The organism is Synechococcus sp. N32 (assembly GCF_900473895.1).
In the GTDB taxonomy this organism is placed as follows: Bacteria; Cyanobacteriota; Cyanobacteriia; order PCC-6307; family Cyanobiaceae; genus Parasynechococcus.
In genome coordinates this window covers 394,668-419,543 of sequence record NZ_UCND01000011.1, presented here as the reverse complement: position 1 = coordinate 419,543, position 24,876 = coordinate 394,668, and the positions used below count along the sequence as shown (strand labels likewise).

Sequence of the window (24,876 nt, the reverse complement as noted above, 5' to 3'; positions counted from 1 at the left end):
TCAATGGCCAGAACTTTCGTCTGAATCAAGTTCTGACAGTGCCTCAAAGAACTTAAGTCGGGGTCGCGGGGGATGGTTTTATCCCTTCGGCCAGCCGGGCAACCGATTGACCACTCGCTGCAGCCGAGAAAGCAGCTGCTGCAGACGTAACCGCCACGTGGGAAGACTGCTCAAGGATGGCCCCGACGAAGCCTCAAAAGCATCTAGATGAACGAAGGCATCCCGCCAGCGTTGCAACAGCGAAGCTTCTGAACACTCCTGCAGCAGCACCTCCAAGCGATCGCCGGCGGGCCTCCAGTGCTGAGGAGAGGCAACAGCAGCCTTGATCCGCTCGAGATCGAAATCAAGCCGCCCACAACCGATCTGATGCACGGTGTGCCCAGGGTCGCCGTAGTCCGCCAGGGCGTGATTCAGGCTGCTGAACACAACGCATCCACAGGCCAACGCTTCAAGCGGCGGCAATCCAAAGCCCTCGGTCACGCCGCGGCCGCGCCAGTACTCCGCTGAGTCGTAGAGGTACACGGTGGAGCAATTGAACAGACCCACGAGGTCATCCACCCAGCCGGTCTGCACCTCCACCACAAGACCCGCCTGTTGCAACGCCGGCACCAGTTGCTTCAGCACATAGGGGCTGCTCTTACGGGCCTGCACCAGCACATCGATCGGTCGATGCTGGCCTATCGAACGGTCGCCACGGTCGAGCCAGGCCTGGCCCAGGGCATTCGGAACCAGGAGCAGCGGATTGCGGGGAGCTTTGTTGCCCCAATAGCCCAAGGTGTTGCGGCTGACGGCCAACACCGGTACACCTGGCGGCAAGTCGAAGCCGTACTCGCTGCTGTGGGCGTGGTATATAACCCGACGGCCTTTGAGCCGTTGGATCAAACCGGGTACATTAAAGCCCCAGCTGACCACCCAGAGAACCTTGGGATCCGGGGGCTGCAGGCGAAGGCAATCGTCCAGGTACGGATGGTCGGGTGAGCGTTCGCGGTAGGTGACCAGTTCCGTCGGGCACAGACTTTCCACCAGTCGGGCGGTCTGTTGTTCGACGCTGAGTCCGCCACCCCGGAACCTGGCACTGGTGCCGGGAACCAGAAAGCGGACAAGCGCAGGGGCCAATGACTTAGACAGCGAATCAGGCCGCAACAGCCTCCGTGCTGCCGGCCCGCTGACGGCGGGTGAGGAAACCAAACAGCACCTTGCCAATGGCGGCGACCAGGTTTCCCTCCAGCTCCTTGAACATGTTCATGTTCAGGTGGAAGGCATGATTGGCCTCTTCAACGATGCGATCGGCCATGGCCTGATCGATCGGCAGCGTGTCCATGGCCGAGCGATAGGTCGTCTTGAACGCTTTCTCATCGGCGATGTCATCGAAGACGTAGAAGCGCAGGCCCGCATCACCCTCCATGTTCATCGCCTTCTGGGCAATGTTCTTGAGGATCTGGCCACCGGAGAGATCGCCGAGGTAACGGGTGTAGTGGTGACCCACCAATAGCTCGGGTGACTCCTGGGCCACGGCATGAATGCGCTCCACGTAGGCCGCCGCCGAGGGGGAGGGCTGGATGTCGTCCTTCCAGCTGTCGCCGAAGTAATAGGTGAGGTCTTGCTCGAGTGCCTCACGACGGTTCAGCTGGGTCATGGCAACAGGACCCACCACCGGATGATCGGTCAGCTTGCCGATCTCCTCCTCCATGGCGGAGTAGACGAAATACAGATCAGCCACCAGCTTGCGGTAGCTGGCCTTATCAACGACTCCCTTCAGAAAGCAGCTCACGAAGCCGGTGTTCTCGGCCATGGTGTGCGACTTTTTCGTGCCTTCCCGGAGCTGGGCAGCAAGGGCGACAGACATGGTTACTTGTGATTGGACCGATAGAGGGACCCTATAAGCAGTCCACGCAAGGGTGGTCACGAGCGTTGCGAAGGGTTACGCCGCTGTATCGGACGAAGCATTCCGATCAAACAGTTCGAACAACTCGCGACAGATCTGCTGGAGCTGCTTCACCTGCTGCTGCTGAGGCAGGTGGGGACCTTCCGGCAACCATTCACCAACCGTGGCGAGGCGCCAGCGTTCGCCGTCATAGGTCATGCCCCGCATCAACACCCCCAGGAGGCGCAGCTGGTCGTCACCCCGCTCCGCGCTGATCCGCAACTGCATCAGCAAACTGCGGCATTCCAGGCGTGGACTCCAGCCAGGGAAATGAAAGGAGAGGTCGAGTGATTCCGTTTCACTCCACTGTCGGGTCTGCGGGTCGTCCCGCCAGGGGCTGAGGTTGGCCTGAGCAACCGGAAACTGACGGCGAACAAGGGTGATGGTGGACGCCAGTGCTCGCATCCGGGCCACGCTGTGTACCGACTCGCCCGCGTTCACTGCAACCTCCTGATTCCGCACAGTGTGCAGGGAGAAGCAAGAGGTCGCCGTTACGGTTGCGCGAGGTTCACGAAACCATGACGCAACCGCTGCATATCGGCTTGCTGGGCGCCATGCCGGAGGAGATCGGCTCGGATCTCAGCCACCTCAAGGATCTGAGCTGCAGCGACCACGGCGACCTGAGAATCCACAGGGGATCGTGGAACGACACGGTGCGCCTCAGCCTGGCCTGGAGCGGCTGGGGCAAGGTGAGCGCTGCACGGGCCGCCACACGCCTGCTCGCGAGTGATCCCAGCATCGATCTGCTGGTGTTCACCGGCGTTGCCGGGGCTGCGGATCCAACCCTGCGTCAATGGGATGTGGTGTTGGCCGATGCCGTGGTGCAGCACGACATGGATGCCCGACCCCTGTTTCCACGCTTCACGCTGCCAGCACTGAAGCAGGACCGGCTCCAACCGCAGCCGGCTTGGTTCAAATGGGCCAAGACCGCTCTGCTGGAGGCCCATAGCGCAGGCGATCTGGACGGATTTGCTCGGCCCAGCAGCGGTCTGATCGCCACAGGAGATCGTTTCATCGGCGATCCAGCGGTGCTGCAAGCGCTGCGGGATGCCCTGCCCGACCTGCGGGCCGTTGAGATGGAAGGCGCCGCCGTCGCACAGGTGGCCGAGCAGGAGGGCGTCCCCTGGCTGGTGCTGCGAGTGATTTCCGATGGTGCCGATGAGACGGCGGCCCAGAGCTTTGAAGACTTCGTCAAACGCTACGACCAAAAGGCCTGGCGGCTGATTGAGGCCCTGCTGCAGCGCTGCAACAACACGCCCCCACAGTGCGCATGATGCCTCTGCTGAACCGCCTGCTGCGCTACGGCCTGGTGGGGGGCGCGGCCGCAGCCGTTCACATCATCGTGCTGCTGCTGCTGGGCCCGTGGATGAGCCTGAGCCTGGCCAACCCCATCGCCTTCCTGGCCGCCTCCATGGCGGGGTATCTCGGCCATGCCCTGCTGACGTTCCGGGAGGAGACGGGGGGGCGCCAGTTCGCCCGTCGCTGGCTGCTGCTGCAGTACGCGGTCAACCTCAGTGTGTGCGCACTCCTACCGCTGCTCCAGGCCCCGACCCTGGTGCTGGTATTCACACCCACGCTGCTGAATGCCGTGATCTGGAGCCGAGCGGCCCGCTTCAGCGCCAAGGCCCGTGAGCATCAGAACGGCCAACCCCCTCTGCTTCACGCCGATGATCTCGGCCTGGCGGAGGGCGTGGATGCAGCCATCCTCAATCTGGCCCAAAGCGGGCGGCTTCAGGGGGCCAGTCTTCTGGTGAATGGTCCCAGCGCGACCGCCGCCGTTGAGGCGTGGCGAGACCTTGCCGACCCACCACCGCTCAGCCTGCATGTCTGTCTCACTGAGGGGCATGGCCTGCCCGACAGCCCGGATCTTCCGACCGGATTCGGACGCTTGCTGCTGGCTTCGCTCCTGCCCTGGCAGCGACAACGGATCGCCCCTCAGTTGCGCGCTGTTTTGCTGCAGCAGATCAGCCGCTACCGCCAGCTCACAGGACTGCAGCACATCCGCCTCGATGGCCACCAGCACATTCACCTCGTGCCCCTGGTGCTGGATGCGGTGCTGGATCTGTCCCGTTCCGAATCGATCACCTGGGTGCGCACGACGCGGGAATCCCTGCCGGAAGGTCTGTCGCTCCGGCTTTGGTGGCGCAGTCTGCAGACAGGCGGTCTGATCAAGTGGCTGGTTCTGCAGCTGCTGAGCGGGCTGGCGGTTCCCCGTCTGCACAGGGCTGGACTTCAGACCAACCGACGCTTCGCCGGGGTGTTGTTCAGTGGATCGATGTTCGGAACAGCGTTCCGCCGCAGCTGGGAAACGGCTTACAACTCCATCGCCGTTGATCGTGCCTCACAGTCTGTTGTGCTCATCCACCCAGGGCTGCCCAATGCTGTGTCAGGCATGAATCAAAAGGCTTTTCAGCAGTCGGTGGCCTTTTTCAATTCGACCAACCGCCAAAAGGAGTGGGCTTCAGCGCAGAAACTCTGAGCCCTGATGCACGGCCCTGACGAAATAGTGCGGCCGCCGTTTCACATCGATGTAGATCCGACCGATGTATTCGCCCAGAACGCCAATGCCGATCAGCTGAATTCCCCCCAGAAACAGAACCGCCACGATCAGTGAGGCGTAGCCCGGCAGGTCGACACCAAAGGCCAGGGTGCGCAGCACGATCAGGGCGGCATAGACAAAACTCAGGAACGAAATCAGCACACCGATCACACCCCAAACCTTCAGAGGCTTCACCGTGAACGAAAAGATGCCATCCAGGGCATAGCGCCAGAGCTTGAGGGAGCTCCAGGACGTACTGCCTCCAACGCGGGCCACCCGGCTGTAAGCGATCTCCTCGCTGCGGTAGCCGGTCCAAGGCATCAGCCCCTTGGAAAAACGGGTGGCCTCACGCAACTGGGTCACCGCCTCCACCACCGGCGCACTCAACAGGCGGAAATCGCCGGCGCCCTCCTGCAACTGAATCGAATCCACCAGGCGGTTGAACACCCGGTAGAACCAGGAGGCCGTGGCCACCTTCACCAGCCCTTCGGCATCGCGGTCATCCCGCACCGCGGTGACTACCTCAGCGCCGTTGCGCCAGGCATGCACCATCGCCGGAATCCGCTCCGGCGGATGCTGCAGATCGGAATCAATCAGCACCGCAGCAGCACAACGGCCATTGGCATAGTCCAGCCCCGCCAGCATCGCCGCCTCCTTGCCGAAGTTGCGGGTGAGTTCCAACAGGGTGACGGCCTGGTCGGCATGGCTCTGCTGCCAGGCACGGATTACCGCCACCGTGGCATCGGATGATCCATCATCAATGAGCAGCAGATGGTCCACATCCGGCAAGGCCATGACCCGCTCTAAGAAGACGCTGATTACCTCTGCTTCGTTGAAGCAGGCCGCCACCACCCACACCTGCTCGCTGGCCATCAATGCGCGGTCTGCACTGTTTGAAACCGTAGGGCTCCCGGCTCAGTCATAGGCTCGGCCTGCTGACGCCCGACCAACCGCCATGGCCCAGTTCGAGAAGCTCACCGCCCCGAGCCAGGGCACACCGATCCGCTTCGAGAACGGTCAGCCCGTGGTGGCCGACAACCCGATCATTCCCTTCATCCGGGGCGATGGCACCGGCGTGGACATCTGGCCCGCAACCCAGAAGGTGCTGGATGCAGCCGTGGCACAGGCCTATGGCGGCAGCAAGAGCATCGAATGGTTCAAGGTCTACGCCGGCGATGAAGCTTGCGACCTCTATGGCACCTACCAGTACCTGCCGGAGGACACCCTCGAGGCGATCCGCACCTACGGCGTAGCCATCAAAGGCCCCCTCACCACACCCGTGGGCGGTGGCATCCGTTCGCTGAACGTGGCCCTGCGCCAGATCTTTGATCTATATTCCTGCGTGCGGCCCTGCCGCTATTACGAGGGCACCCCAAGCCCCCATAAGCGTCCCCAGGATCTGGACGTGATCGTTTACCGGGAGAACACCGAAGACATCTACATGGGGGTGGAATGGGAAGCCGATGACCCCGTTGGCCAGGAGCTGCGCAAGCACCTCAACGAGGTTGTGATCCCTGCCAACGGCAAACTGGGCAAGCGCCAGATCCCAGAGGGTTCAGGCATCGGCATCAAGCCGGTGAGCAAAGCCGGCAGCCAGCGCCACATCCGCAAGGCCATCCAGCACGCCCTGCGTCTTCAGGGCGACAAGCGCCACGTGACCCTGGTGCACAAGGGCAACATCATGAAGTTCACGGAAGGAGCCTTCCGCGACTGGGGCTATGAACTGGCCACCACCGAATTCCGCGATGTGTGCATCACCGAGCGGGAAAGCTGGATCCTCGGCAACCTCGAGAAGGATCCCAACCTGAGCGTGCAGGCCAACGCCCGCATGATCGAGCCTGGCTACGACAGCCTCACTCCAGAGAAGAAAGCCGACATCGACGCCGAAGTGCAGGCGGTGATCGACGCCATCGGCACCAGCCATGGTGGCGGCAAGCGGAAGGAGATGGTGCTGGTGGATGACCGCATCGCCGACAGCATTTTCCAGCAAATCCAAACCCGGCCCCAGGAGTATTCGATCCTCGCCACGTTGAACCTCAACGGCGATTACATCTCCGACGCAGCCGCCGCGATGGTCGGTGGCTTGGGCATGGCCCCCGGCGCCAACATCGGCGAGAACGCCGCCATCTTCGAAGCCACCCACGGCACCGCCCCGAAACACGCTGGCCTCGACCGGATCAACCCCGGTTCGGTGATCCTCAGCGGCGTGATGATGCTGGAGTTCCTCGGCTGGCAGGAGGCTGCTGATCTCGTGACCAAGGGCCTCAGTGCCGCCATTGCCGACAAGCAGGTCACCTACGACCTGGCCCGACTGATGGAGCCCCAGGTGGATCCGGTGAGCTGCAGCGGTTTCGCCGAAGCGATCATCCAGCGCTTCTGATCACCAGAGCTGCCATTCACGCCAGACTCAGGCGATGGCCTCTCCAACCCAGCTCCCCGGGCTTCCCGCAGGCGCAGCAGACCCCTGCGTGCACTGCGGCTTCTGCCTGCCCACCTGTGCCAGCTATCGCGTGCTGGCCAGTGAGATGGACTCACCCCGCGGCCGCATCCATGCGCTGCGGGCGATCGAAGCCGGTGACCTGGAGCTGGATGCCACGGTGGCGAGCCATTTCGACACCTGCCTGGGCTGTTACGCCTGTGTTTCCGCCTGTCCTTCGGGAGTCCGCTACGACCAGCTGATCGAAGCCACCCGGCCCAAGCTGAATCAGGCCAACCAGCGCAGCAGTTGGCAAACCAGCTTCCGCAAGCTGCTGCTGCAGGTGCTGCCCTACCCCCAGCGCCTGCGGGCCCTGCTGCAACCCCTAAGGGCCTACGCCGGCACACCACTGCAACAGCTTGCCCGCCGCTCCGGGCTCACACGCCTGTTAGGGCCCGAAATTGAAGCGATGGAGCAGCTGCTGCCACCCCTGGTGCCGGAAAGCTTCAGCGACCAACTGCCCCAGATCAACCCCGCCAGCGGGAAACGCCGCGGCCGCGTGGCGCTGTTGCTGGGCTGCGTGCAGCGCTGCTTCGATCCCAGCGTCAGCACCGCAACGGTGAAAGTGCTGCAGGCCAACGGATTTGAGGTGGTGATTCCGCCAGAGCAGGGCTGCTGCGGGGCGGTGAGCCATCACCAGGGAGAGCTGGAACTCACGCGCCAATTGGCAACGGATCTGATCCGGAGCATGAATGCCGTTGAGGGGGATCTGGATGCGGTGCTGGTGGCTGCTTCGGGCTGCGGCCACACGATGAAGGCCTACGGCGAGCTCCTGAACGGCAAGGCGGCCTTCCGCGCTCCGGTGTTGGATGTGCAGGAATTCCTGGCGGACCGCGGCCTTTTGGAGTCGTTCCGCGCCCAACTGCAACCACTTCCCGGCGTCGTGGCCATGCATGACGCCTGCCACATGATCCATGGCCAGGGCATCCAGGCCCAGCCCCGCCAGCTGCTGCGGGCCATCCCCAACGTTCAGCTGCGGGAAGCAACCGAGGCGGGGGTGTGCTGCGGCAGCGCCGGCATCTACAACCTGGTGCAGCCAGAGGAAGCCGCCGAACTGGGCCGAATCAAGGCCGACGACCTCAGCAGCACAGGCGCCGAACTGGTGGCCAGCGCCAACATCGGTTGCACCCTGCAGCTGCGGCGCCATCTGGGCGATCGGGCCCAGGTGCAGCATCCGATGGAACTGCTGGCCGCCTCAGCCGGCCTCCATCCGCTGCCAGGCGTCCCTCAACGTGCCAGCAACGCCGAGATTGCCGGGGAAGGTGAGGATCGGCAGTCCGCTGCAGGGCCCCGCTGACGGACGCACCAACGACAGACCCGGCAGCAGCTGCCCTTCCAGCTGCACCGACTCGAGGGCCAGCCCCCGTGCCAGCAGCGTCTGGGTGGTGATGCCACCTTTGCTGAGCAGATAGCCCAGATCAGGAGCCAGGGCTGACGCGAGTCGCCCCATCAACTCGCCCAGAGCGCAGGACAAGCGCCGGCCCTCCTGTTCGGAAGCACAACGCAGCTCACCGCGGCTGGTGAACAACACCGGCGTCAGACCTTGATCCAGCAGTGCCCGCAGCTGCTGCAACCAGACCCGCTCAAGATCCGCCAGCAACAGGTCGGGTGTCGGCCCCTCCAGCACCCGAGCGATGCGCGGCACCGACAGTTCAACCCCTTGGCAACCCGATTCCTGCAGCAACAGCTCCAGCTGCTGATCCGCCAAGGGCACGTGGGAGCCCACCATCACCAGGCCCGGCAGAGGCGTTCCATCGTCAGCCAACCGTCGCAACCCCGCTAAGCCCTTGGGATCAAGCGGCGGCGGGCCTGGATCCGCCAGGGCCTTCACCATGCTGGCGGCGGAACGGAACAGAAAGCGTTTCTGCCCTTGCAGGGCGCGCACCGCTGCGGCCAGAGCGGTGAGCTGCTCCTGCCGCTCGGCATCCACCACCACAGAGGCATTGCCCTGGAGCCCACGCAGACGATCAATCAACAGCGGCAGGCCTGCTGCGCAGGCGGCATCAAGCTCCCGGCCACAGATGCGCTGCACGGACGCCGCGGCAATGGACCCATCACTCTTCTCCTCCAACCAGCGGGCCAGATCACTGCTGGTGAAACCGAACAGCCGATCCTGAGCGAACGGCGTGGTGTGCACCGGTTCCCCGTGGAGGAGATGCACCCCGTTCACGGTGGTGCGGCCTCCTTCCAAGAACGCCGGAACATGGAACGTGGCATCAAAGGGCCCGAAGGACGCCTGCAAAACCTCAGGCTCCAGCACCCCATGGCCGCGCAAGGTCGAATCACCACGACTCACCAGCAGCACCTGATCACGGGCCAATCCCTCCCGCTGCAGCGCCTGATCCAAGGCCACCGCAATACCGCAGTTGCGTTCCGCGGCATCCGTGGGCATCAGCGCCCGGGTGTCAGCCAGCAGAAACAACAGAGGCGACGCATGACGCAGCCCCCGGCGCAGGGTGTCGACATCCCAGCGCAGCAGCAGCGGGCAGCTGTGCACCGTCTGCGAGCCGGTGGGATCGTCGTCAATGACCACAACCTTCATGGCACCATCGTGCCGTGAGCCATTCCCCCGCCAGCCGCAGTGCTCTGGTTGATCTGGTGCGCCAGTGGCACCAGAGCGGCACCCCCTGGAGTCCCAGTGGCCTGGGCACACGCCTGGACTGGGGTCCGCCGCTGGATCCCCGCCATGAGGTGCTCTCCTGCCGGCAGCTCAACCAGGTGATCGACCATGCCGTGGACGATCTGACCATCACGGTGGAAGCCGGCATGCCATTGCAGGACCTGCAGGATCTGCTGGCGGAGCAGGGGCAATGGCTGCCCATTGACTGGCCCCGAGCCGGCGCTGCCGGTAGCATCGGCGGCCTGGTGGCCCGTGGACTGGCGGGGGGACTGCGGCAGCGCCATCTGGGGGTGCGCGATCAGATCATTGGCATCGGCCTGTTGCGGGCGGATGGCGTCGAAGCCCACGCCGGTGGACGGGTGGTGAAAAACGTGGCGGGCTACGACCTGATGCGGCTGCTCTGCGGCAGCTGGGGAAGCCTGGCGCTGATCACCGAACTCACCCTGCGGCTGCAACCGCTGCGGCCCGCCCGGAGCGGCCTGCTTGTGGAAGGCGACCTGAAGGCCCAGGAGGCCTTTCGCAGCGAACTGCTGCGCTCCAGCCTGACGCCGGAACGCTGTGACTGGATCAACGGCGGCGATGGTGCCTGGCGGCTGCGGCTGGTGGTGAGCAGCGTCTCGGAGCAGGCGGTGAACGATCAGCTGAAGCAGCTCGAGGCGTTGGCGCTGAACCAACAGCTCAGCTCCGAACGCCAGGCATGTTCCGATGCCCTCACCACACCCTTCGATGCCAGCCCCTCTGCGCAGCTGGTGCGGCTGGTGCTACCGCCGGCCCAGTTGCACCGGTTGTTGCGGGATGAGGCGATGAGGGCCCTCAAACCATGGACCTGGGAGCTGGCCGCAGGAGCCGGCTGCGGTGATGGCTGGTGCGACGCGGCGACAGCGGATCACCAGCTGGAGGCGCTACGCCGCAGCGTGATCCGCCTCGGCGGCGAAATGACGCTGTTGAAACGCGCGGCCGAATCAACCGTGCCGGTCTGGCTTGACCGTCCTTCCCGACCGCTGATCGAAGCGGTGAAACGCCAGTTCGACCCCAAACAGCAGCTCAGCCGCGGCCGCCTGCCGGGGGTGAATCAGGAGACGCTGTAGCGACAGGCCAGGGTCTGGATTGCACCGGGCTCGAGCACCAGTTTTCGATCACCACTCACCAGGGCCTGGCGCGGACCGGTCCAGGGTTCCAGACAAACCATTGGCCGCGGGGGCTCAGTCCAAACCACGCTGAGGTCCAGCGGTGTCTGATGCTGCAGCTGCAGCGTCACGCCGGTGGCGTCGTCGATCAAGCTGACAGGACCCGCAGGCCGGCAGAGGAAATCCACCCCTTCGGACAGACGCTTGAGCTGATCGGCGGTGGCGGCCTCCGCCATCTCCAGATGGTTGAGGCAGCGTTCCGCCAGACCCGTGAGCCGGGTCTGGGCCAGATCGCTCACGTTGAAGTAGGGGTGCAAGCCGAAACTGAACGGCATGGCGGCATCACCGCAGTTGTGCACGGTGGTGGAGATCTCCAAGGCAGAGGCCACCGGGCGCAGCTCCATCTCCAAACGGAAGGGGAAGGGATAGGCCTTCAGCGTTTCGTCGCTGCTGGAGAGGCTGAGGCACACACCGCTCTGATCCTCCAGCAACTGAAGCTGCCAGGGAAGATCCCGGGCGAAGCCGTGCTGCTTGAGGGGATAGTCGACGCCATCCACAGGCAACACATCTCCTGGCAGATTGCCGCAGATCGGAAACAACACCGGAATGCCGCCGCGAATGCTTTTGCTGGGATCGGCGTAACGCTCTTGATCGAAATACAGGATTTCCTGCCCCCCGCAACACCAACCACTCACCAGACCACCCCGCTCGGGAATGATTCGCAACCGATCACCGCTGCTGGGATGCACGAAGTCCCAGTGGGCGTAGGGGGTCGACTGCTGGGTGAGGGTCATGGGCATCCGCCGATGCGGGGTGGCTCATCCATTCACTTAGCCAGCAGATCCGCATTTGTCGGTGCCGCAGCCAACTTGAGGCCCTCCAGCCATTGCAGCAACGCCGCATTCACCTGATCCGGCACCTCATCGTGGGGGCAGTGCCCTGCCTCCAGAACCACCTCAGTGGTGGCCTCAGGAGCATGGCGCTGAAAGGTGGAGCGGCGACCGGGGGCGTTGATCCAGGGATCACGAATGCCCCAAAGAAGCAACAGCGGCGCCGTCAGTTCCGCGAAAAGCTCATCGAGGGGCTGACCGCGGGGGATATCGAAGACCGTGCGGAACACCCCGAAGGCGCCGGGATCGAGGGAGGGGCGCCGGATCGACTCCACCAGCCAATCGTCAACGTTGGTCTTGTCGACGTACACCTGATTGAGGGTGCGGCGGATCGTGGCGGGTCGGCGCAGGTTTTCGAACAGCAACCGCTGCAGCACCGGACTCTTCAGCAGGGCCGTGCCGATGCTCTGGCGGGCGATGGCACCCCAGCCTTGCGGCGGTTTCTGCTCATCACTGAAAGGACCAGCGGCATTGAGCAGCACGACTCCCGCACAGTCCGATCCCAAAGCAGCCCCGGCAGCAAGGGCCGCAAAACCACCAAGGGAATTGCCGGCGATCACCGTCGGGCGGCCGATCCGCTCGCGCACATAGGCCACCAGTTGATCGCGCCAAAGGGCACCCCCGTAATTGAGACCCGCCGGCTTGGCACTTCTGCCGAAGCCCAGCAGATCAATCGCATGCACCGCGTGGGTCTGGGCCAACACGGGAATGTTGTGGCGCCAGTGATCGGTGGATGCTCCGAACCCATGAACCAGCAGAAGCGCCGGATGATCGGTGCTGTCCTGCTCGGGATGCTGCTGCACCGTGTGCACGGTGTGGCCGAGATGGCTCCAAGTGACGCGATCCACAGCCGGCTGCGAGGGACGCGATGCTAAGCAGCACTGAAGCGGCCTGGATGGTGAGCTACGAGGTGATGGGCGGACCGCTGGCAGACGCATCCGTCTGGCGCGGAGCTTTGCTCTGGGCCATCGCCCTTTACGTGCCGCTAAGCGCACCGCTCAGCACGTTGGAATCAAGCCTCAAGGAGAGTGAGCTGCCCGAATCGGTGCTTCAACCGGTGCTGGTGATCAGCAGCCTGCTGCTGGCCCTCGTCGTGGGCGTTGTCACCCAGCTCGGATTCAGTTGGGTCCTGGGTCCGAGCTGGGCCTCCAGCCTTGGTGTTGTGGCCGTGGGCTGGAGTGTTCTGATCGTCCTCGCCAATGCCGGAAAAGATGACTGATTCAGGAAGCACCCGCCAGGGGATCGGCAGCGAATTCATCGGGAACCTGATTGCCGTCTTCAGGGGGCTTGTCTTTGAGGACGATGCGCAGCAGCACTGGCGCCAGGAACGTGGTGCCGATCACCATCAGCAGAATCGCCGCCTCAAGGCCAGGGCTGAGCAGCCCTGAAGCGGTGCCCAGGCCCAGAAAGATCAGGCCAACTTCGCCGCGGGGCATCATTCCCAGCCCCACCACCAGGTTGTTTGTTTTTTCCTTGCTGAAGATGGCCCAGCCGGCAGCCACCTTGCCAATTATCGCCACCACAAACAGGAAGGCTGCCACCACCAGGGCGGAACGGGCCCCCGGATCAGAGGGGTTGATCACTGAGAGGTCCATTCCTGCACCCACCAGCACGAAGAAGACGGTGGCGAACAAGCCAACGATGGGAGTGACCGCCGCCTGAATCTCGTGGCGATGCTTGGAGGTGCTGGCGATCAAACCAGCGGCGAAGGCCCCGAGGGCGGCCTCCAGTCCGATGGCTGAAGCAACAAAACAGCTGACGGCCAGCAGTAGATAGGAACCAATCAATTTGGCGCCGGGGGCCTTGAGCTGGTCAATCAGCCAGTCGAAAGCAGGGGCAGCCTTCTGGCTCAACAACAGGGCCACCACCACAAACAGAACGGCCGCCACCACCAGCTGAACAATGGGCCCGATCTCGAGAGTTCCGCCAGCCGCCAGGGACACCACGATGGCCAGGATGACGATGCCGAGGATGTCATCGAGCACGGCGGCTCCGATCACGATCTGGCCTTCTCGAGTGCGCAGATAGCCGAGTTCACCGAAAACACTGGCGGTGATGCCGATGCTGGTGGCCGTCATCGAGGCACCGGCGAAGATGGCCGGGATCGCATCCACGTGGAAGATCGCCATCAAGCCGAGGGTACCGAGGGCGAAGGGCAGCACCACGCCGACCACGGCGACGCTGAAGGCCTGGGCCCCCACCGCCATCAGTTCCTCCAGCTCACTTTCAAGACCCGTGAGGAAGAGCAGGGAATACAGACCCAGCGTGGCCACCGCCTGCAAGGCACCGAAGCTCTCGTTGTAGAGGGCTGGAATCTCATCCACCGGCACATGCGAAAGGCCGGCCACCACCTCGGAGAAAGCTCCGGAAAGTTGCACCTGAGTCTCCGGTGGCACCAGAAGGTGAAGGCCCGAAGCACCAATCAGCACGCCAGCGAGGAGTTCCCCAAGAATCGTGGGGAGCTCAAAACGCACCAGCACCTCAGCGAGGGTGCGGGCCGCCACGAAGATCAGCATGAAGCGAAGGACGCCGATCAGCGTTTCCGCCAATTCGAGGTCGTGACTGCTGATTTCGCTCAGCAGGGTGGGCAGCAGCATCAAGCCGGGCATGTCTCACGCCGAACCTTAATGGTGATTCCGCCGCTGAACTGTTCGCTGGATGATCCCAATTGACCGGGAATGCTGTATTAAGCGCTTTTTTGCAGGCAGCCCCAGTTGTGATGGCTACGGTCCGGGTAATTCATTGAGTTGGGCTCCGAGCACCCCTGGCCTGACGGTGATTCCACGCTCCATGGCTCGCTGAACCCCCATGACCACGTCACAACCGTTCGATCTGCGTCTGCCGACCCCCGGCTGTCACAACGACCCAGAACGCGCCGGCCTCGATGCCAAGAGCGTGTTCGACGGCATGACGGAACACCTGTTTTTCACGCTCGGCAAGCTCGCCCCCACCGCCAGCCGCCATGACCTCTATATGGCCCTGAGTTATGCGGTGCGTGATCGGCTGATGATGCGCTACCTGGCCACCACCGAAGCGATGCGGGCCCGCCCGCAGAAATCGGTGGCCTACCTGTCAGCGGAATTTCTGATCGGCCCGCAGCTCCACAGCAACCTGCTGAATCTGGGAATTCAGAAGGAAGCCGAAGAGGCCCTGAAGAATTTCGGCATCGAGTCGTTGCAGCAGATCCTGGATGTGGAGGAGGAACCGGGTCTAGGCAATGGAGGCCTCGGCCGTCTGGCGGCCTGCTACATGGAATCGCTGGCCAGCCTGAAGATCCCGGCCACCGGCTACGGCATCCGCTACGAGTTCGGCATCTTCGATCAGCTGATCCGCGATGGCTGGCAGGTGGAGATCACCGACAAATGGCTCAAGGGCGGCTGGCCCTGGGAACTGCCCCAGCCCGATGAGGCCTGCTTCGTGGGCTTCGGCGGTCGCACCGAGAGCTACATCGACGACAAAGGCAACTACCGCTCCCGCTGGATCCCTGCGGAACACGCCATCGGCATTCCCCATGACGTGCCGGTGCTGGGCTATCGGGTGAACATCTGCGACCGGCTGCGGCTCTGGCGTGCCGATGCCACCGAAAGCTTCGACTTCTATGCCTTCAACATCGGCGACTACTACGGCGCCGTTGAGGAAAAGGTGGGCAGCGAAACCCTCTCCAAGGTGCTGTACCCCAACGACGGCACCGACGAAGGCCGGCGTCTGCGCCTGAAGCAGCAGCACTTCTTCGTCAGCTGCTCGCTGCAGGACATGCTGCGCAGCCTCGACAACCGCGGACTGTCCGTCGAGGACTTCCCCAACTACTGGACGGTTCAGCTCAACGACACCCACCCGGCCATCGCCGTGGCGGAGCTGATGCGACTGCTGATCGACGATCGGCATCTGGAGTGGGACCGGGCCTGGGATATCACCTCCCGCTCCGTGGCCTACACCAACCACACCCTGCTGCCCGAAGCGCTTGAGAAGTGGGACCTCAACCTGTTCAGCAGCCTGCTGCCGCGCCATCTGGAGCTGATCTACGAGATCAACCGACGCTTCCTGCAGCAGGTGAGGCTGCGCTACCCCGGCAACGACGCGATCCAGCGCAAGCTCTCGATCATCGATGAAGAGGGCAGCAAGGCCGTGCGCATGGCCCACCTGGCCACAATCGGTGCCCACCATGTGAACGGTGTGGCTGCGCTTCACTCCGATCTGGTGAAAACCGATCTGCTGCCTGAGTTCGCGGCGCTGTGGCCTGAGAAATTCACCAACGTCACCAATGGCGTCACCCCGCGCCGCTGGGTCGCCCTGGCCAACCCCGAGATGTCGGCTCTGCTGGATCAGCACGTTGGCCCCGACTGGATCTCCAACATGGAGAACCTGCGAAAGCTGGAGGAGCGGCAGAACGACCAGGGCTTCCTCGAGCTCTGGGGCAACACCAAGTTGTCAGTGAAGCGCAAGCTGGCCACCTACATCCACCGCAACACCGGTGTGCTGGTGGACCCCGCCAGCCTGTTCGACGTGCAGGTGAAGCGCATCCACGAGTACAAGCGCCAGCACCTCAATGCCCTGCAGGTGATCACCCAGTACCTGCGGATCAAGAACGGCCAGACCGACGGCATGGCGCCCCGCACCGTGATCTTCGGCGGCAAGGCCGCTCCCGGCTACTACATGGCGAAGCTGATCATCCGCTTCCTCAACGGCATCGCCGACACCATCAATGCCGATCCGGACATGGATGGCCTGCTGCGGGTGGTGTTCCTGCCGGATTACAACGTGAAGTTGGGGGAACAGGTGTATCCCGCCTCCGACCTCTCCGAACAGATCTCCACCGCCGGCAAGGAAGCCTCCGGCACCGGCAACATGAAGTTCGCCATGAATGGTGCCCTCACCATCGGCACCCTTGATGGGGCCAATGTGGAGATCCGTGAGCTGGTGGGAAGCGAGAACTTCTTCCTGTTCGGCAAGACCGTGGAAGAGATCACGGCCCTGCAGCAGGACGGCTACCGCCCTGGCGATGTGATCGCCGCACTACCGGAACTGCAGGAGGCCCTGAGGCTGATCGAGATGGGGCACTTCAGCAACGGCGACGGCGAACTGTTCCGCCCCCTGCTCGACAACCTCACAGGTAACGACCCCTTCTATGTGATGGCCGACTACGCCGACTACCTGCGGGCCCAGGAGGCGGTGAGCCGTGCCTGGAGCGACCGGATGCACTGGAATCGGATGTCACTGCTGAACACGGCCCGCACCGGGTTCTTCTCCTCCGACCGTTCCATCGGCGAATACTGCAAGAACATCTGGGCCGTGGATCCTCTCAACGTGGAGATCACCTGCGACGTGCGCTGAAAACAGCCACAAAAAAAGCCCTGGTTCCTGTCCAGGGCTTGGAACCAAGATGCATTGCTTCAGCTCCGATCAGGCAGATCAGGCGTCTGATGCAACAGGCGGTTGAGCCGCAGACGGTCCACATTCAAAGGATCAGGAGCCAGCTCACCAGCCAGTTCGCGGAACTTCTGCTCGATTTCTTCCGGGACGCGCACATCAAACACCCGCTCCATCAACGCCTCGATCGAGAACAGATGGGCGTTGATGTTCTCCAGATCGGCAATGGCCTGCTGGATGCCATCACTTGATTCTTCCGGCACAGGCGTGCCGGATGCCGCAGGCTTCGAGGCGGCTGCATCGGCGGTCTGGCGGGACCCGTGCTGCTTTTGCAGATCCTCGAGCACCCGGCCGGACAAGGTTCGGAACGACTGGAGTGCTGCCCAGTTGAGCTCCTGTTGCTGACGAAGCGTGGGGGACTCCCGGATCAGCCGGTCATGCTCCCGGTAAAACCGTTGGCAATCCGGGCACTGGCAGGGCTCTTCCGGCAATGCAGTCCCTCGCGGTCATTCCCCACTATGCCACCGATCAAGCCGCCTGAGGCCCCAGATCCTCCTCGGCCTGGGGGCCATCCTCACCAGCGGTGTCGGGCAGAGGGATCTCAATGGACGACACCACACCGATCACATCCCGCAGCCGCATCGAATCGGCGAACCAGCCCATGGCCTGTTCCGTATCGCCGCGACGTTCCGCGTCACTGGCCTGGTCTTCATGGGCTTCCGCCAGGAGGGCGAGCCAACACAGGCAACGAGCCTGCACCACTGATAAGTCCAGATCCGTGGGCTGGGATTCAGCAATCCGCTCACTTTCCTGCTGCACCAACAGCCGCAGACGAAGATCGTGAAGCTGGGTCATGGCACCCAAACCCGGTTTCACCAACCCTAGCGGTGGTGAACGATCTGAACACCCCACCAGATGTAGCGCTCACTACCTCTTCGGCAATTCTCACGGGGCTGGCGGGACTCGAACCCACGACCTACGGTTTAGGAAACCGTCGCTCTATCCAGCTGAGCTACAGCCCCAGACCTCTGAATTATGCCCACGAGGCATGATGAGATCTGAAAGCAGGCGAGGTGGTTGCGGCCGATCTCTTTGAGTGTCGGCTGAGGAAAGTCCGGGCTCCCTGATGGCCAGGCTTGCTGGGTAACGCCCAGTGCGGGTGACCGTGAGGAGAGTGCCACAGAAACACACCGCCGATGGCCGGTTCGCCGGCACAGGCAAGGGTGCAAAGGTGCGGTAAGAGCGCACCAGCAGCATCGAGAGGTGCTGGCTCGGTAAACCCCGGCTGGGAGCAAGGCCAAGGAACGACGGCTGGCCATTGGCCCCGTTCCGTTTGAACGCGCCGCTTGAGGCCGTCGGCAACGGCGGTCCCAGATAGATAGCCACCCACCCTCTGCAGACCAACCTCTGTGGGGCGTGAACAGAACCCGGCTTATGTCCTGCTTTCAACTCATCTGCCCCCCTGAGCAAGCGCTCAGGGGGAACAGGCTGGTTCAATCAGCCTCGTTCTCGTCGGACTGACGCAGCTTCACAACCGTGCGCTTCAGCTCTGGACGGGCCTTGCGATTTTCCGTGGCTTCACGCGCGGGAGTGACTTGAGTCTTGATCTTGAGGCCAGGCAGTTTCAAATCCTCACCTGACTCGACAGAGGCTTTGATGTTTTCAGCTAAGGCTTTGACCACCTTGCGAACGGTTCCTGCAGGGATGTCCTGGTCGGTGGAAATCGTGGAAACGAGGTCTTTGAAGCTCATGGTTGGTGTCCTCATCGAGGCGCGAATTTGGGAGGGGCATTGCTCTCAGCAATAAAGCCCCGCCGCAGAATCTATGCGCAGCCGGAGGCTTCCCTACGGTTTGGGAGACGCCTTGCCGGATGCCACTTCTGTGGATGAGACCCGAATCGCGGCGCTTTCGGCCCTGATCCAGCGCCTCGACACTGAGATTCCGATCAACCCTGAGCTACTCGCCCTGGTGGATCAGGCCCTCACCCACATATCGAGCGGCCGGGCCCGCAACCTGGAACGGTTGGAGTTCCTTGGTGATGCGGTGCTGCGGCTCGCCGCCACCGAATTCATTGATCGCCACCACGCCGATCTCGCGGTGGGTGCCTGCTCCAACCTGCGGGCCCAGCTGGTCAGCGATCGCTGGCTGGCGGACGTGGGTGCAGCACTTGGCATCGAACAGCATCTGCTGCTGGGGCGGCACGCCCAGGGGGATCGGTCCGCCGAATCCAGGCTGCGAGCCGATGCCACCGAGGCTCTGATTGGTGCGTTGTACAGCGCCCTCGGCAACGTTGAAGCGATTCACCGCTGGCTGACCCCCCACTGGTGCGCCACCGCACAGGCGGTGCTGGCAACTCCCCATCAGTTCGGCGGCAAAACAGCCCTGCAGGAGTGGAGCCAGGGCCAGGGGCTGGGACTGCCCAGGTACACCACCGAAGAATGCAGCCGCCAGCACGGCGACGCCGAACGCTTCCGCTGCCGGGTGAGCATTAGAGGCCAAGACCTAGCGGAGGCCAAAGGCCGCTCCCGCAAGGAGGCCGAGCAGAGCGCGGCAACAGCAGCTCTTCAGGCCCTGGAAGGCAGCGACGCGCCACAGGCATCGCAGTGACGGGCACCCTTGCGGTGCCCCTGACGCCCGCAGCTGCTGCAGACCAGCTCCACCGACCTCTGCTGGTGATGGCGCACCCCCGACACCGTCAGGATCCCTGTGGGAATGGCAATGATGCCGAAACCCAAGAGCATCACGACTGAGGCCAACAGCCGCCCCAGTTCGGTCTGGGGCACCACGTCGCCGTAGCCGACGGTGGTCATAGTGACGATCGCCCAGTAGACCCCACTCGCCACCGTCTGGAACTGGGAATCCGGCCGGGCGCTCTCGATCACAAAAATGCTGTAACCGAGCACCACCTGCAGCAGGAAGACGAAGAACAAAAAGACGCCGATGGTGCGAGCACTTCCCCGCAGGGCCTGCCCCAGCACGCGGGCTTCATCGATGAACTTGAGCAGCTTGAACACCCGCAGGATGCGGCCGAACTTGAACACCCACAGCAACAACTCACTGCGCACCTGCGGCACGAAGAAAAACAGGACTGCCGAGGCGTCAATCAGTCCGGTGAAGCTGAACAGGTAACGGCGAGGCTTCTCCACCAAGGCCAGATGAAGAACGAAATCAGCCGCAAACACCGCCAAGCAAACGTTCTGAACCAGATCGATCCAGGGCACATTGGTTTGGCGCAGGGCTGAATTGCCCAGGGGGTCGGGTTCCAGCAGCAGGGCCAGAACACTCAGCAGAATCGCCCCGAAAATGACAGCGTTATAAGCCTTGCCCGCCGGGGTGCAGGCTTCCAGCACCGTGGACTGCAGCCGTTGTCGCAGGCTTCGGTGGGTCTCCATTGCCTCAGGCCGGCTGGAGGTCCTTCAACCGCAGGGTCACCAACTTGTCCCAGTTGCCACCTTCAAACAAAACGGCCGCACGGTCTCCGCTGATTCGCTGCACAAAGCCGGTGTAACCGTTGTAGATCGAGGTGGCATCCGCCACGGTGACGGTGGAGCCGGGGAGGATCGGAGCGGTTGCAGGCGCCATGGCTCGTTCGCGGACGGATCTGGCGCCATTATCGGCAGAGTGCGCGACGGATGGCATGGCGGAGAACAATGAGTGGCTCAGCGTCGGCAAGATCGTGGGGGTCCAAGGGCTGCAGGGGGAATTGCGGGTGAACCCCGCCAGTGATTTCCCCGAGCGGTTCACGGCACCGGGGCCCCGCTGGCTGCGCAGCCGCAAGGGGGGTGAACCGACGGAGATCCAACTCAAGAAGGGGCGGCAACTGCCCGGCAAGTCGCTGTTCGTGGTGCGGCTTGAAGGAATCGACAGCCGTAGCGCCGCCGAAACCCTTGTGGGCCAAGAACTGCTGGTGTCAGCGGATGACCGGCCCGAATTGAACGAGGGGGAATTTCACCTGCTTGATCTGCTGGGCCTGGAGGCACGGCTCGCGGCCGATGGCCCTGCCGTTGGCACCGTGAGCGATTTGATCAGCGGCGGCAACGACCTGCTGGAAATCACCACATCGGAAGGCCGCAAGCTGCTGATTCCCTTCGTGGAGGCGATCGTGCCGAAGGTGCAGTTGGAGGAAGGCTGGCTACTGCTCACGCCACCGCCGGGCCTGCTGGAGCTCTGACAGATCTCTCACGTGGCATCGACAGAACCCCATAGAGCGAGCGATTCTGGGTCACCGCTTTCAGGACATGATGGCCTCCACACCGCTGATTCCTGTGATCCTTTGCGGAGGCACCGGCACACGGCTGTGGCCGCTGTCGCGGGCGAGTTACCCCAAGCAGTACTGGCCGTTGAGCGGAGACGGCGAAGCCACATTGCTGCAGCAGACTCAACAGCGGCTCTATGGCCTGGACGCTCTGTCGGCTCCCCTGCTGATCTGCAATGAAGACCACCGCTTCATCGTGGCCGAACAGATGCGGCAGATCGGGGTCGAGCCGAACGCGATCCTGCTGGAACCGATGGGCCGCAACACCGCCCCGGCTGTGACCGTGGCCGCGTTGCAGGCCACGGCCAACGGCGAGGACCCCCTGCTGCTGGTGCTGGCGGCGGATCACCTGATCCGCGATGCCGCCCAGTTCCGCCAAGCCATCGACGCCGGCCGCAAGCCCGCCGAAGAGGGACGACTGGTGACCTTCGGAATCGTGCCAACGGCCCCGGAAACCGGCTACGGCTACATCGAAGCCAGCGAACCCTTCTCCCTTGGAGGACCGGCCCATGTGCCGATCAAGCGGTTCGTGGAGAAGCCCGATCAGGCCACAGCAGAGCAATTCCTGGCCACAGGCCGCTTCACCTGGAACAGCGGCATGTTCCTGTTCCGCGCCAGCGCCATGCTGGCGGAACTGGAGCGACTGGCCCCGGAAGTGGTGAGCTGCTGCCGGGCAGCTCTGGAGCAGGACACAGCTGACCTGGAATTCCATCGGCTGGAGCGGGAAGCCTTTGCCAAGTGCCCCAACGTGGCCATTGACGTGGCCGTGATGGAGAAAACGGAACTGGGCAGTGTGCTGCCGCTGGATGCGGGCTGGAGCGACGTAGGCAGCTGGAGCGCACTCTGGGAAACCTCAGAGCAAAAAGATTCCCAAGGCAATGTGCTGCAGGGCCATGTGATTGCCGAAGGCAGCCGCGACTGCTACCTGCGCAGCGAACACCGCCTGGTGGTGGGGCTAGGAGTCGAGAACCTGGTGGTGGTGGAAACCGACGACGCCGTGTTGATTGCGGATCGCGCCAAGGCCCAGGAGATCAAGACCGTGGTGAAGAGGCTGGAGGCTGCCGGCAGCCCCGAGGGCAAGGCACACCGCAAGATCTACAGGCCATGGGGCTCTTACACCGGCGTCACCGAAGGAACCCGCTGGCAGGTGAAACGGATCTCGGTGAAACCCGGCGCCAGCCTGTCGCTGCAGATGCACCACCACCGAGCCGAGCACTGGGTGGTGGTGAAGGGCACAGCCCTGGTGGAGCGCGACGGCAACGAGCAGTTGGTGGGGGAAAACCAGAGCACCTACATCCCGATGGGTTGCAAACACCGCCTCTCCAACCCCGGCCGGATCCCCGTGGAACTGATCGAAGTGCAGAGTGGCGAGTACCTCGGTGAAGACGACATCGTGCGCTTCCAGGACCGCTACGGCCGCAGCGACCTAACCATCAGCGCCAACTGAGGCTCACTCCACCGTGACGCTTTTGGCCAGGTTGCGGGGTTGATCCACATCAAGGCCGCGATGGGCGGCGATGTGATAGCTCAGCAACTGCATGGGAACCACGGTGAGCAAAGGGCTGATCCACTCGCTCACCGAAGGCACCGGCAACAGTTCATCAAACAGATCGGTGTCGGGCCCCTGGGGCGCCACGCCGATCAGCTGGGCATCGCGGGCTTTGGCCTCCTGTGCGTTGCTGAGCACCTTCTCGAACACCACACCGGGCACGGCGATCGACACCACCGGCACCCGGGAATCGAGCAGGGCGATGGGACCGTGCTTCATCTCTCCGGCCGGGTAGCCCTCGGCATGGATATAGCTGATCTCCTTGAGTTTCAACGCCCCCTCCAGGGCGATCGGATAGTTGATTCCCCGGCCAAGAAAAATCACATCCTGGGTGTCAGCAAAGCGAGGTGCCAAGGCTTCGGAGCGCTGGTCGTGAAGATCCACCAGCTGGCGCAACTGCTGGGGCAGACCGCGCAGTTCGTCCGCCAGAGCCTTGATCTCAGCCGCGGGACGAGCACCACGGCGGGTCGCAAAGGCCATTGCCAGGCCGTAGAAGGCCAGTAGCTGACCGAGGAAGGTCTTCGTGGCCGCCACACCAACTTCGATGCCGGCCCCGATGTCGAGGATGTGGGGCACCTGGCGCGAGAGGGAGCTCTCCGGACGGTTGGTCACCCCCAGCTGCCGGGGGGCAAAGGCTGAATCCCCATGGGCCAGACGTCGCTCTGCCTCCATCGCCAGGGCGGCCAGGGTGTCGGCCGTCTCACCCGATTGGGTCACACCAATCGTGAGTGTATGAGGGGCAAGCGGCGGCGGCGCGTAGCGGAACTCACTGGCGTAGTGCACCGATGCGGGAATGCCGGCGAACTGCTCCAGCAGGTAGGCCCCAACCATCGCGGCATGGCGGCTGGTGCCACAGGCCAGGATCTGAATCCGCTCAATCCCGGCAAAAAAGGCATCGTCCATCGGCAGCGCCACCGGCTGCTCCGGCGGCAGTCCCTGAGGCAGATGGCGCGCCACCCACAACTCCGCGGTCTCCGGTTGCTCATGGATTTCCTTGAGCATGAAGTGACGGAACTCACGTTTGTCGGCCACGTGGTCCACACCGCTCAGCTGGGTGGGCATGCGTTGCTGACGGGCCCCTGCGGCGTCATAAAGCTCAACGCCGAGGGGTGAGAGCAAGGCCACCTCGCCGTCTTCCATGGGAAGGATCGTGCGGGTGAAGCCCGCCAGGGCCGGCGTATCGCTGGCACAGAGGAATTCCCCTTCCCCCAAGCCGATTAACAGGGGTGCTGCCTTGCGGGCCACCACCAGCGCCCCCGGGGCCTGATCCCAGATCACCGCCAGGGCATAGGCCCCTTCCAACTTGGGCAGCACCTGCTGCAGGGCCGCCAATAACAACTCACCGCCAGGGGTTCCACCTGCTGCTTGCAGCTGCTGCAGTTCTGCAGCCAACAGATGGGGAATCACCTCGGTGTCGGTCTCCGACTGGAACACCACACCGGAGGCCTCCAGCTGCTCCCTCAGGGCCCGATGGTTTTCGATGATTCCGTTCTGAACCACCGCCACTGCTCCATCGCTGCTGCGGTGCGGATGGGCATTGCGCTCCTCCGGTTTGCCATGGGTGGCCCAGCGGGTGTGGCCAATGCCGCATTGCCCAGGGGCACCCTGGGATTCAAAACAAGCGGTGAGATTGCGCAGCTTTCCCTTGGCCCTCAGGCAAGTCAGCTGACCATGAGCCGCAACCGTGGCGATCCCAGCGGAATCGTAGCCGCGGTACTCCAGCTGGCGAAGGCCCTCCAGGAGCTGGGGTGCTGCTTCTCGGGAGCCCACCAGGGCAACGATTCCGCACATACAAAAAAAGCCCGGCTGAAGCCGGGCCGAGCTTATGAGGTGAAACGGGGCGAATCAGTAGGCCAGACCCATGGAGCGGGTGGTCTCGTCGCCCAGGTAAACGCGGATGCTGAGGAAGTCGGTGGGGCAGGCGGTTTCGCAGCGCTTGCAACCGACGCAATCTTCGGTGCGGGGGGAGGAGGCAATTTGGCCGGCTTTGCAGCCGTCCCAGGGCACCATCTCAAGCACGTCGAGAGGGCAGGCACGCACACACTGGGTGCAGCCGATGCAGGTGTCGTAAATCTTGACGGCGTGGGACATGTGCCCGATGCATACGAAGGCTTGCGGCAAACGTACCC

The 24,876-nt window shown here is 63.4% G+C and carries 25 protein-coding genes, 1 tRNA gene and 1 other RNA gene; 11 read left to right on the top strand and 16 right to left on the bottom strand.

Annotation, left to right across the window (positions count from 1 at the left end; translation table 11 throughout):
- Positions 1 to 78: 78 nt before the first annotated feature.
- The 3 genes from DXY35_RS05785 to DXY35_RS05775 all read right to left on the bottom strand — a co-directional run bounded on the left by DXY35_RS05785 (position 79) and on the right by DXY35_RS05775 (position 2,365).
- Positions 79 to 1,116 carry a glycosyltransferase family 1 protein gene (locus DXY35_RS05785; RefSeq protein WP_115081492.1) on the bottom strand — a complete coding sequence of 346 codons (1,038 nt, stop codon included), beginning with the start codon at positions 1,114 to 1,116 and terminating at the stop codon, positions 79 to 81.
- Between the two features lie 16 nt (positions 1,117 to 1,132).
- On the bottom strand, positions 1,133 to 1,846 hold the full coding sequence (locus tag DXY35_RS05780) for a heme oxygenase (biliverdin-producing) (protein WP_115081491.1): 714 nt from the start codon (positions 1,844 to 1,846) through the stop codon (positions 1,133 to 1,135).
- Between the two features lie 75 nt (positions 1,847 to 1,921).
- Complete coding sequence (locus tag DXY35_RS05775; RefSeq protein ID WP_244272935.1) at positions 1,922 to 2,365, bottom strand: hypothetical protein; 444 nt, start codon at positions 2,363 to 2,365, stop codon at positions 1,922 to 1,924.
- Between the two features lie 77 nt (positions 2,366 to 2,442).
- On the opposite strand from DXY35_RS05775, the gene DXY35_RS05770 reads away from it, so the two are divergent.
- Entirely contained in the window at positions 2,443 to 3,198 is a 756-nt protein-coding gene (locus tag DXY35_RS05770) for a 5'-methylthioadenosine/adenosylhomocysteine nucleosidase (RefSeq protein ID WP_115081622.1), read from the top strand.
- On the top strand, positions 3,198 to 4,403 hold the full coding sequence (locus DXY35_RS05765; protein ID WP_244272933.1) for a ChbG/HpnK family deacetylase: 1,206 nt from the start codon (positions 3,198 to 3,200) through the stop codon (positions 4,401 to 4,403). Before DXY35_RS05770 ends, DXY35_RS05765 begins: the two co-directional genes overlap by 1 nt.
- Here DXY35_RS05765 and DXY35_RS05760 read toward each other — a convergent pair.
- Positions 4,386 to 5,336 (bottom strand): glycosyltransferase family 2 protein, encoded by a 951-nt coding sequence (locus tag DXY35_RS05760; RefSeq protein WP_115081489.1) that lies wholly within the window; start codon positions 5,334 to 5,336, stop codon positions 4,386 to 4,388. The two genes, DXY35_RS05765 and DXY35_RS05760, sit on opposite strands and share 18 nt — an antisense overlap.
- Before the next feature lie 82 nt (positions 5,337 to 5,418).
- Here DXY35_RS05760 and DXY35_RS05755 point away from each other — a divergent pair, with 82 nt between their 5' ends.
- Both DXY35_RS05755 and DXY35_RS05750 read left to right on the top strand, forming a co-directional pair.
- A complete protein-coding gene (locus tag DXY35_RS05755) occupies positions 5,419 to 6,843 on the top strand; it encodes an NADP-dependent isocitrate dehydrogenase (RefSeq protein ID WP_115081488.1) in 1,425 nt (474 codons plus the stop codon).
- 34 nt (positions 6,844 to 6,877) lie between these two features.
- Positions 6,878 to 8,236 (top strand): (Fe-S)-binding protein, encoded by a 1,359-nt coding sequence (locus DXY35_RS05750; RefSeq protein ID WP_115081487.1) that lies wholly within the window; start codon positions 6,878 to 6,880, stop codon positions 8,234 to 8,236.
- Here DXY35_RS05750 and DXY35_RS05745 read toward each other — a convergent pair.
- Positions 8,135 to 9,481: a four-carbon acid sugar kinase family protein gene (locus DXY35_RS05745; protein WP_115081486.1), complete on the bottom strand. Its 1,347-nt coding sequence runs from the start codon at positions 9,479 to 9,481 to the stop codon at positions 8,135 to 8,137. The two genes, DXY35_RS05750 and DXY35_RS05745, sit on opposite strands and share 102 nt — an antisense overlap.
- A 14-nt stretch (positions 9,482 to 9,495) precedes the next feature.
- Here DXY35_RS05745 and DXY35_RS05740 point away from each other — a divergent pair, with 14 nt between their 5' ends.
- Complete coding sequence (locus DXY35_RS05740) at positions 9,496 to 10,647, top strand: FAD-binding oxidoreductase (RefSeq protein ID WP_115081485.1); 1,152 nt, start codon at positions 9,496 to 9,498, stop codon at positions 10,645 to 10,647.
- Here the strand turns inward: DXY35_RS05740 and DXY35_RS05735 are convergent.
- Together DXY35_RS05735 and DXY35_RS05730 are read right to left on the bottom strand one after the other, a co-directional pair.
- A complete protein-coding gene (locus tag DXY35_RS05735; RefSeq protein WP_170950522.1) occupies positions 10,632 to 11,486 on the bottom strand; it encodes a galactose mutarotase in 855 nt (284 codons plus the stop codon). The two genes, DXY35_RS05740 and DXY35_RS05735, sit on opposite strands and share 16 nt — an antisense overlap.
- Before the next feature lie 26 nt (positions 11,487 to 11,512).
- Positions 11,513 to 12,424: an alpha/beta fold hydrolase gene (locus tag DXY35_RS05730; RefSeq protein WP_115081483.1), complete on the bottom strand. Its 912-nt coding sequence runs from the start codon at positions 12,422 to 12,424 to the stop codon at positions 11,513 to 11,515.
- 20 nt (positions 12,425 to 12,444) lie between these two features.
- Here DXY35_RS05730 and DXY35_RS05725 point away from each other — a divergent pair, with 20 nt between their 5' ends.
- Positions 12,445 to 12,795 (top strand): hypothetical protein, encoded by a 351-nt coding sequence (locus tag DXY35_RS05725; RefSeq protein WP_115081482.1) that lies wholly within the window; start codon positions 12,445 to 12,447, stop codon positions 12,793 to 12,795.
- 1 nt (position 12,796) lies between these two features.
- Here the strand turns inward: DXY35_RS05725 and DXY35_RS05720 are convergent, their stop codons facing one another.
- Positions 12,797 to 14,173 carry a cation:proton antiporter gene (locus DXY35_RS05720; protein WP_115081621.1) on the bottom strand — a complete coding sequence of 459 codons (1,377 nt, stop codon included), beginning with the start codon at positions 14,171 to 14,173 and terminating at the stop codon, positions 12,797 to 12,799.
- Positions 14,174 to 14,384: 211 nt separating this feature from the next.
- Between DXY35_RS05720 and DXY35_RS05715 the strand changes: the two genes are divergently transcribed.
- Positions 14,385 to 16,907 carry a glycogen/starch/alpha-glucan phosphorylase gene (locus DXY35_RS05715; RefSeq protein WP_115081481.1) on the top strand — a complete coding sequence of 841 codons (2,523 nt, stop codon included), beginning with the start codon at positions 14,385 to 14,387 and terminating at the stop codon, positions 16,905 to 16,907.
- Positions 16,908 to 16,966: 59 nt separating this feature from the next.
- Here the strand turns inward: DXY35_RS05715 and DXY35_RS05710 are convergent, their stop codons facing one another.
- From DXY35_RS05710 to DXY35_RS05700, 3 genes are all read right to left on the bottom strand, one after another.
- Positions 16,967 to 17,434 (bottom strand): hypothetical protein, encoded by a 468-nt coding sequence (locus tag DXY35_RS05710; RefSeq protein ID WP_115081480.1) that lies wholly within the window; start codon positions 17,432 to 17,434, stop codon positions 16,967 to 16,969.
- 37 nt (positions 17,435 to 17,471) lie between these two features.
- Positions 17,472 to 17,798 (bottom strand): hypothetical protein, encoded by a 327-nt coding sequence (locus DXY35_RS05705; protein ID WP_025362017.1) that lies wholly within the window; start codon positions 17,796 to 17,798, stop codon positions 17,472 to 17,474.
- Positions 17,799 to 17,891: 93 nt separating this feature from the next.
- Positions 17,892 to 17,965, bottom strand: a tRNA-Arg gene (locus DXY35_RS05700).
- 38 nt (positions 17,966 to 18,003) lie between these two features.
- On the opposite strand from DXY35_RS05700, the gene rnpB reads away from it, so the two are divergent.
- Positions 18,004 to 18,394: RNase P RNA component class A (gene rnpB, locus DXY35_RS05695), an RNA gene on the top strand.
- 42 nt (positions 18,395 to 18,436) lie between these two features.
- Here rnpB and DXY35_RS05690 read toward each other — a convergent pair.
- Entirely contained in the window at positions 18,437 to 18,694 is a 258-nt protein-coding gene (locus DXY35_RS05690) for an HU family DNA-binding protein (protein ID WP_170950521.1), read from the bottom strand.
- Positions 18,695 to 18,824: 130 nt separating this feature from the next.
- Here DXY35_RS05690 and rnc point away from each other — a divergent pair, with 130 nt between their 5' ends.
- Positions 18,825 to 19,550, top strand: a complete 726-nt coding sequence (rnc, locus tag DXY35_RS05685) for a ribonuclease III (protein ID WP_115081620.1) — start codon at positions 18,825 to 18,827, stop codon at positions 19,548 to 19,550.
- Here the strand turns inward: rnc and DXY35_RS05680 are convergent.
- A complete protein-coding gene (locus DXY35_RS05680) occupies positions 19,508 to 20,335 on the bottom strand; it encodes an ion transporter (protein ID WP_115081478.1) in 828 nt (275 codons plus the stop codon). The genes rnc and DXY35_RS05680 overlap by 43 nt on opposite strands.
- A gap of 4 nt (positions 20,336 to 20,339) precedes the next feature.
- Positions 20,340 to 20,525: an NAD(P)H dehydrogenase subunit NdhS gene (locus DXY35_RS05675; protein WP_114988059.1), complete on the bottom strand. Its 186-nt coding sequence runs from the start codon at positions 20,523 to 20,525 to the stop codon at positions 20,340 to 20,342.
- 55 nt (positions 20,526 to 20,580) lie between these two features.
- Between DXY35_RS05675 and rimM the strand changes: the two genes are divergently transcribed.
- Positions 20,581 to 21,114: a ribosome maturation factor RimM gene (gene rimM / locus DXY35_RS05670; protein WP_115081477.1), complete on the top strand. Its 534-nt coding sequence runs from the start codon at positions 20,581 to 20,583 to the stop codon at positions 21,112 to 21,114.
- Between the two features lie 70 nt (positions 21,115 to 21,184).
- Positions 21,185 to 22,645 (top strand): mannose-1-phosphate guanylyltransferase/mannose-6-phosphate isomerase, encoded by a 1,461-nt coding sequence (locus tag DXY35_RS05665; protein WP_115081619.1) that lies wholly within the window; start codon positions 21,185 to 21,187, stop codon positions 22,643 to 22,645.
- 3 nt (positions 22,646 to 22,648) lie between these two features.
- Here DXY35_RS05665 and glmS read toward each other — a convergent pair whose 3' ends face one another.
- A complete protein-coding gene (gene glmS, locus DXY35_RS05660) occupies positions 22,649 to 24,538 on the bottom strand; it encodes a glutamine--fructose-6-phosphate transaminase (isomerizing) (RefSeq protein ID WP_115081476.1) in 1,890 nt (629 codons plus the stop codon).
- Positions 24,539 to 24,592: 54 nt separating this feature from the next.
- Complete coding sequence (gene psaC, locus DXY35_RS05655; protein WP_006850103.1) at positions 24,593 to 24,838, bottom strand: photosystem I iron-sulfur center protein PsaC; 246 nt, start codon at positions 24,836 to 24,838, stop codon at positions 24,593 to 24,595.
- Between the last annotated feature and the right edge of the window lie 38 nt (positions 24,839 to 24,876).

What these genes read in the sequence shown, in the direction of transcription:
- DXY35_RS05735 (WP_170950522.1), bottom strand. Translation starts at nt 11,486, where the DNA reads ATGCCCATGACCCTCACCCAGCAGTCGACCCCCTACGCCCACTGGGAC.
- DXY35_RS05690 (WP_170950521.1), bottom strand. Translation starts at nt 18,694, where the DNA reads ATGAGCTTCAAAGACCTCGTTTCCACGATTTCCACCGACCAGGACATC.
- glmS (WP_115081476.1), bottom strand. Translation starts at nt 24,538, where the DNA reads ATGTGCGGAATCGTTGCCCTGGTGGGCTCCCGAGAAGCAGCACCCCAG.
- DXY35_RS05665 (WP_115081619.1), top strand. Translation starts at nt 21,185, where the DNA reads ATGGCCTCCACACCGCTGATTCCTGTGATCCTTTGCGGAGGCACCGGC.
- DXY35_RS05760 (WP_115081489.1), bottom strand. Translation starts at nt 5,336, where the DNA reads ATGGCCAGCGAGCAGGTGTGGGTGGTGGCGGCCTGCTTCAACGAAGCA.
- DXY35_RS05720 (WP_115081621.1), bottom strand. Translation starts at nt 14,173, where the DNA reads ATGCTGCTGCCCACCCTGCTGAGCGAAATCAGCAGTCACGACCTCGAA.
- DXY35_RS05770 (WP_115081622.1), top strand. Translation starts at nt 2,443, where the DNA reads ATGACGCAACCGCTGCATATCGGCTTGCTGGGCGCCATGCCGGAGGAG.
- DXY35_RS05725 (WP_115081482.1), top strand. Translation starts at nt 12,445, where the DNA reads ATGCTAAGCAGCACTGAAGCGGCCTGGATGGTGAGCTACGAGGTGATG.
- DXY35_RS05750 (WP_115081487.1), top strand. Translation starts at nt 6,878, where the DNA reads ATGGCCTCTCCAACCCAGCTCCCCGGGCTTCCCGCAGGCGCAGCAGAC.
- rimM (WP_115081477.1), top strand. Translation starts at nt 20,581, where the DNA reads ATGGCGGAGAACAATGAGTGGCTCAGCGTCGGCAAGATCGTGGGGGTC.
- DXY35_RS05745 (WP_115081486.1), bottom strand. Translation starts at nt 9,481, where the DNA reads ATGAAGGTTGTGGTCATTGACGACGATCCCACCGGCTCGCAGACGGTG.
- DXY35_RS05780 (WP_115081491.1), bottom strand. Translation starts at nt 1,846, where the DNA reads ATGTCTGTCGCCCTTGCTGCCCAGCTCCGGGAAGGCACGAAAAAGTCG.
- DXY35_RS05755 (WP_115081488.1), top strand. Translation starts at nt 5,419, where the DNA reads ATGGCCCAGTTCGAGAAGCTCACCGCCCCGAGCCAGGGCACACCGATC.
- psaC (WP_006850103.1), bottom strand. Translation starts at nt 24,838, where the DNA reads ATGTCCCACGCCGTCAAGATTTACGACACCTGCATCGGCTGCACCCAG.
- DXY35_RS05705 (WP_025362017.1), bottom strand. Translation starts at nt 17,798, where the DNA reads ATGACCCAGCTTCACGATCTTCGTCTGCGGCTGTTGGTGCAGCAGGAA.
- DXY35_RS05765 (WP_244272933.1), top strand. Translation starts at nt 3,198, where the DNA reads ATGCCTCTGCTGAACCGCCTGCTGCGCTACGGCCTGGTGGGGGGCGCG.
- DXY35_RS05675 (WP_114988059.1), bottom strand. Translation starts at nt 20,525, where the DNA reads ATGGCGCCTGCAACCGCTCCGATCCTCCCCGGCTCCACCGTCACCGTG.
- DXY35_RS05715 (WP_115081481.1), top strand. Translation starts at nt 14,385, where the DNA reads ATGACCACGTCACAACCGTTCGATCTGCGTCTGCCGACCCCCGGCTGT.
- DXY35_RS05680 (WP_115081478.1), bottom strand. Translation starts at nt 20,335, where the DNA reads ATGGAGACCCACCGAAGCCTGCGACAACGGCTGCAGTCCACGGTGCTG.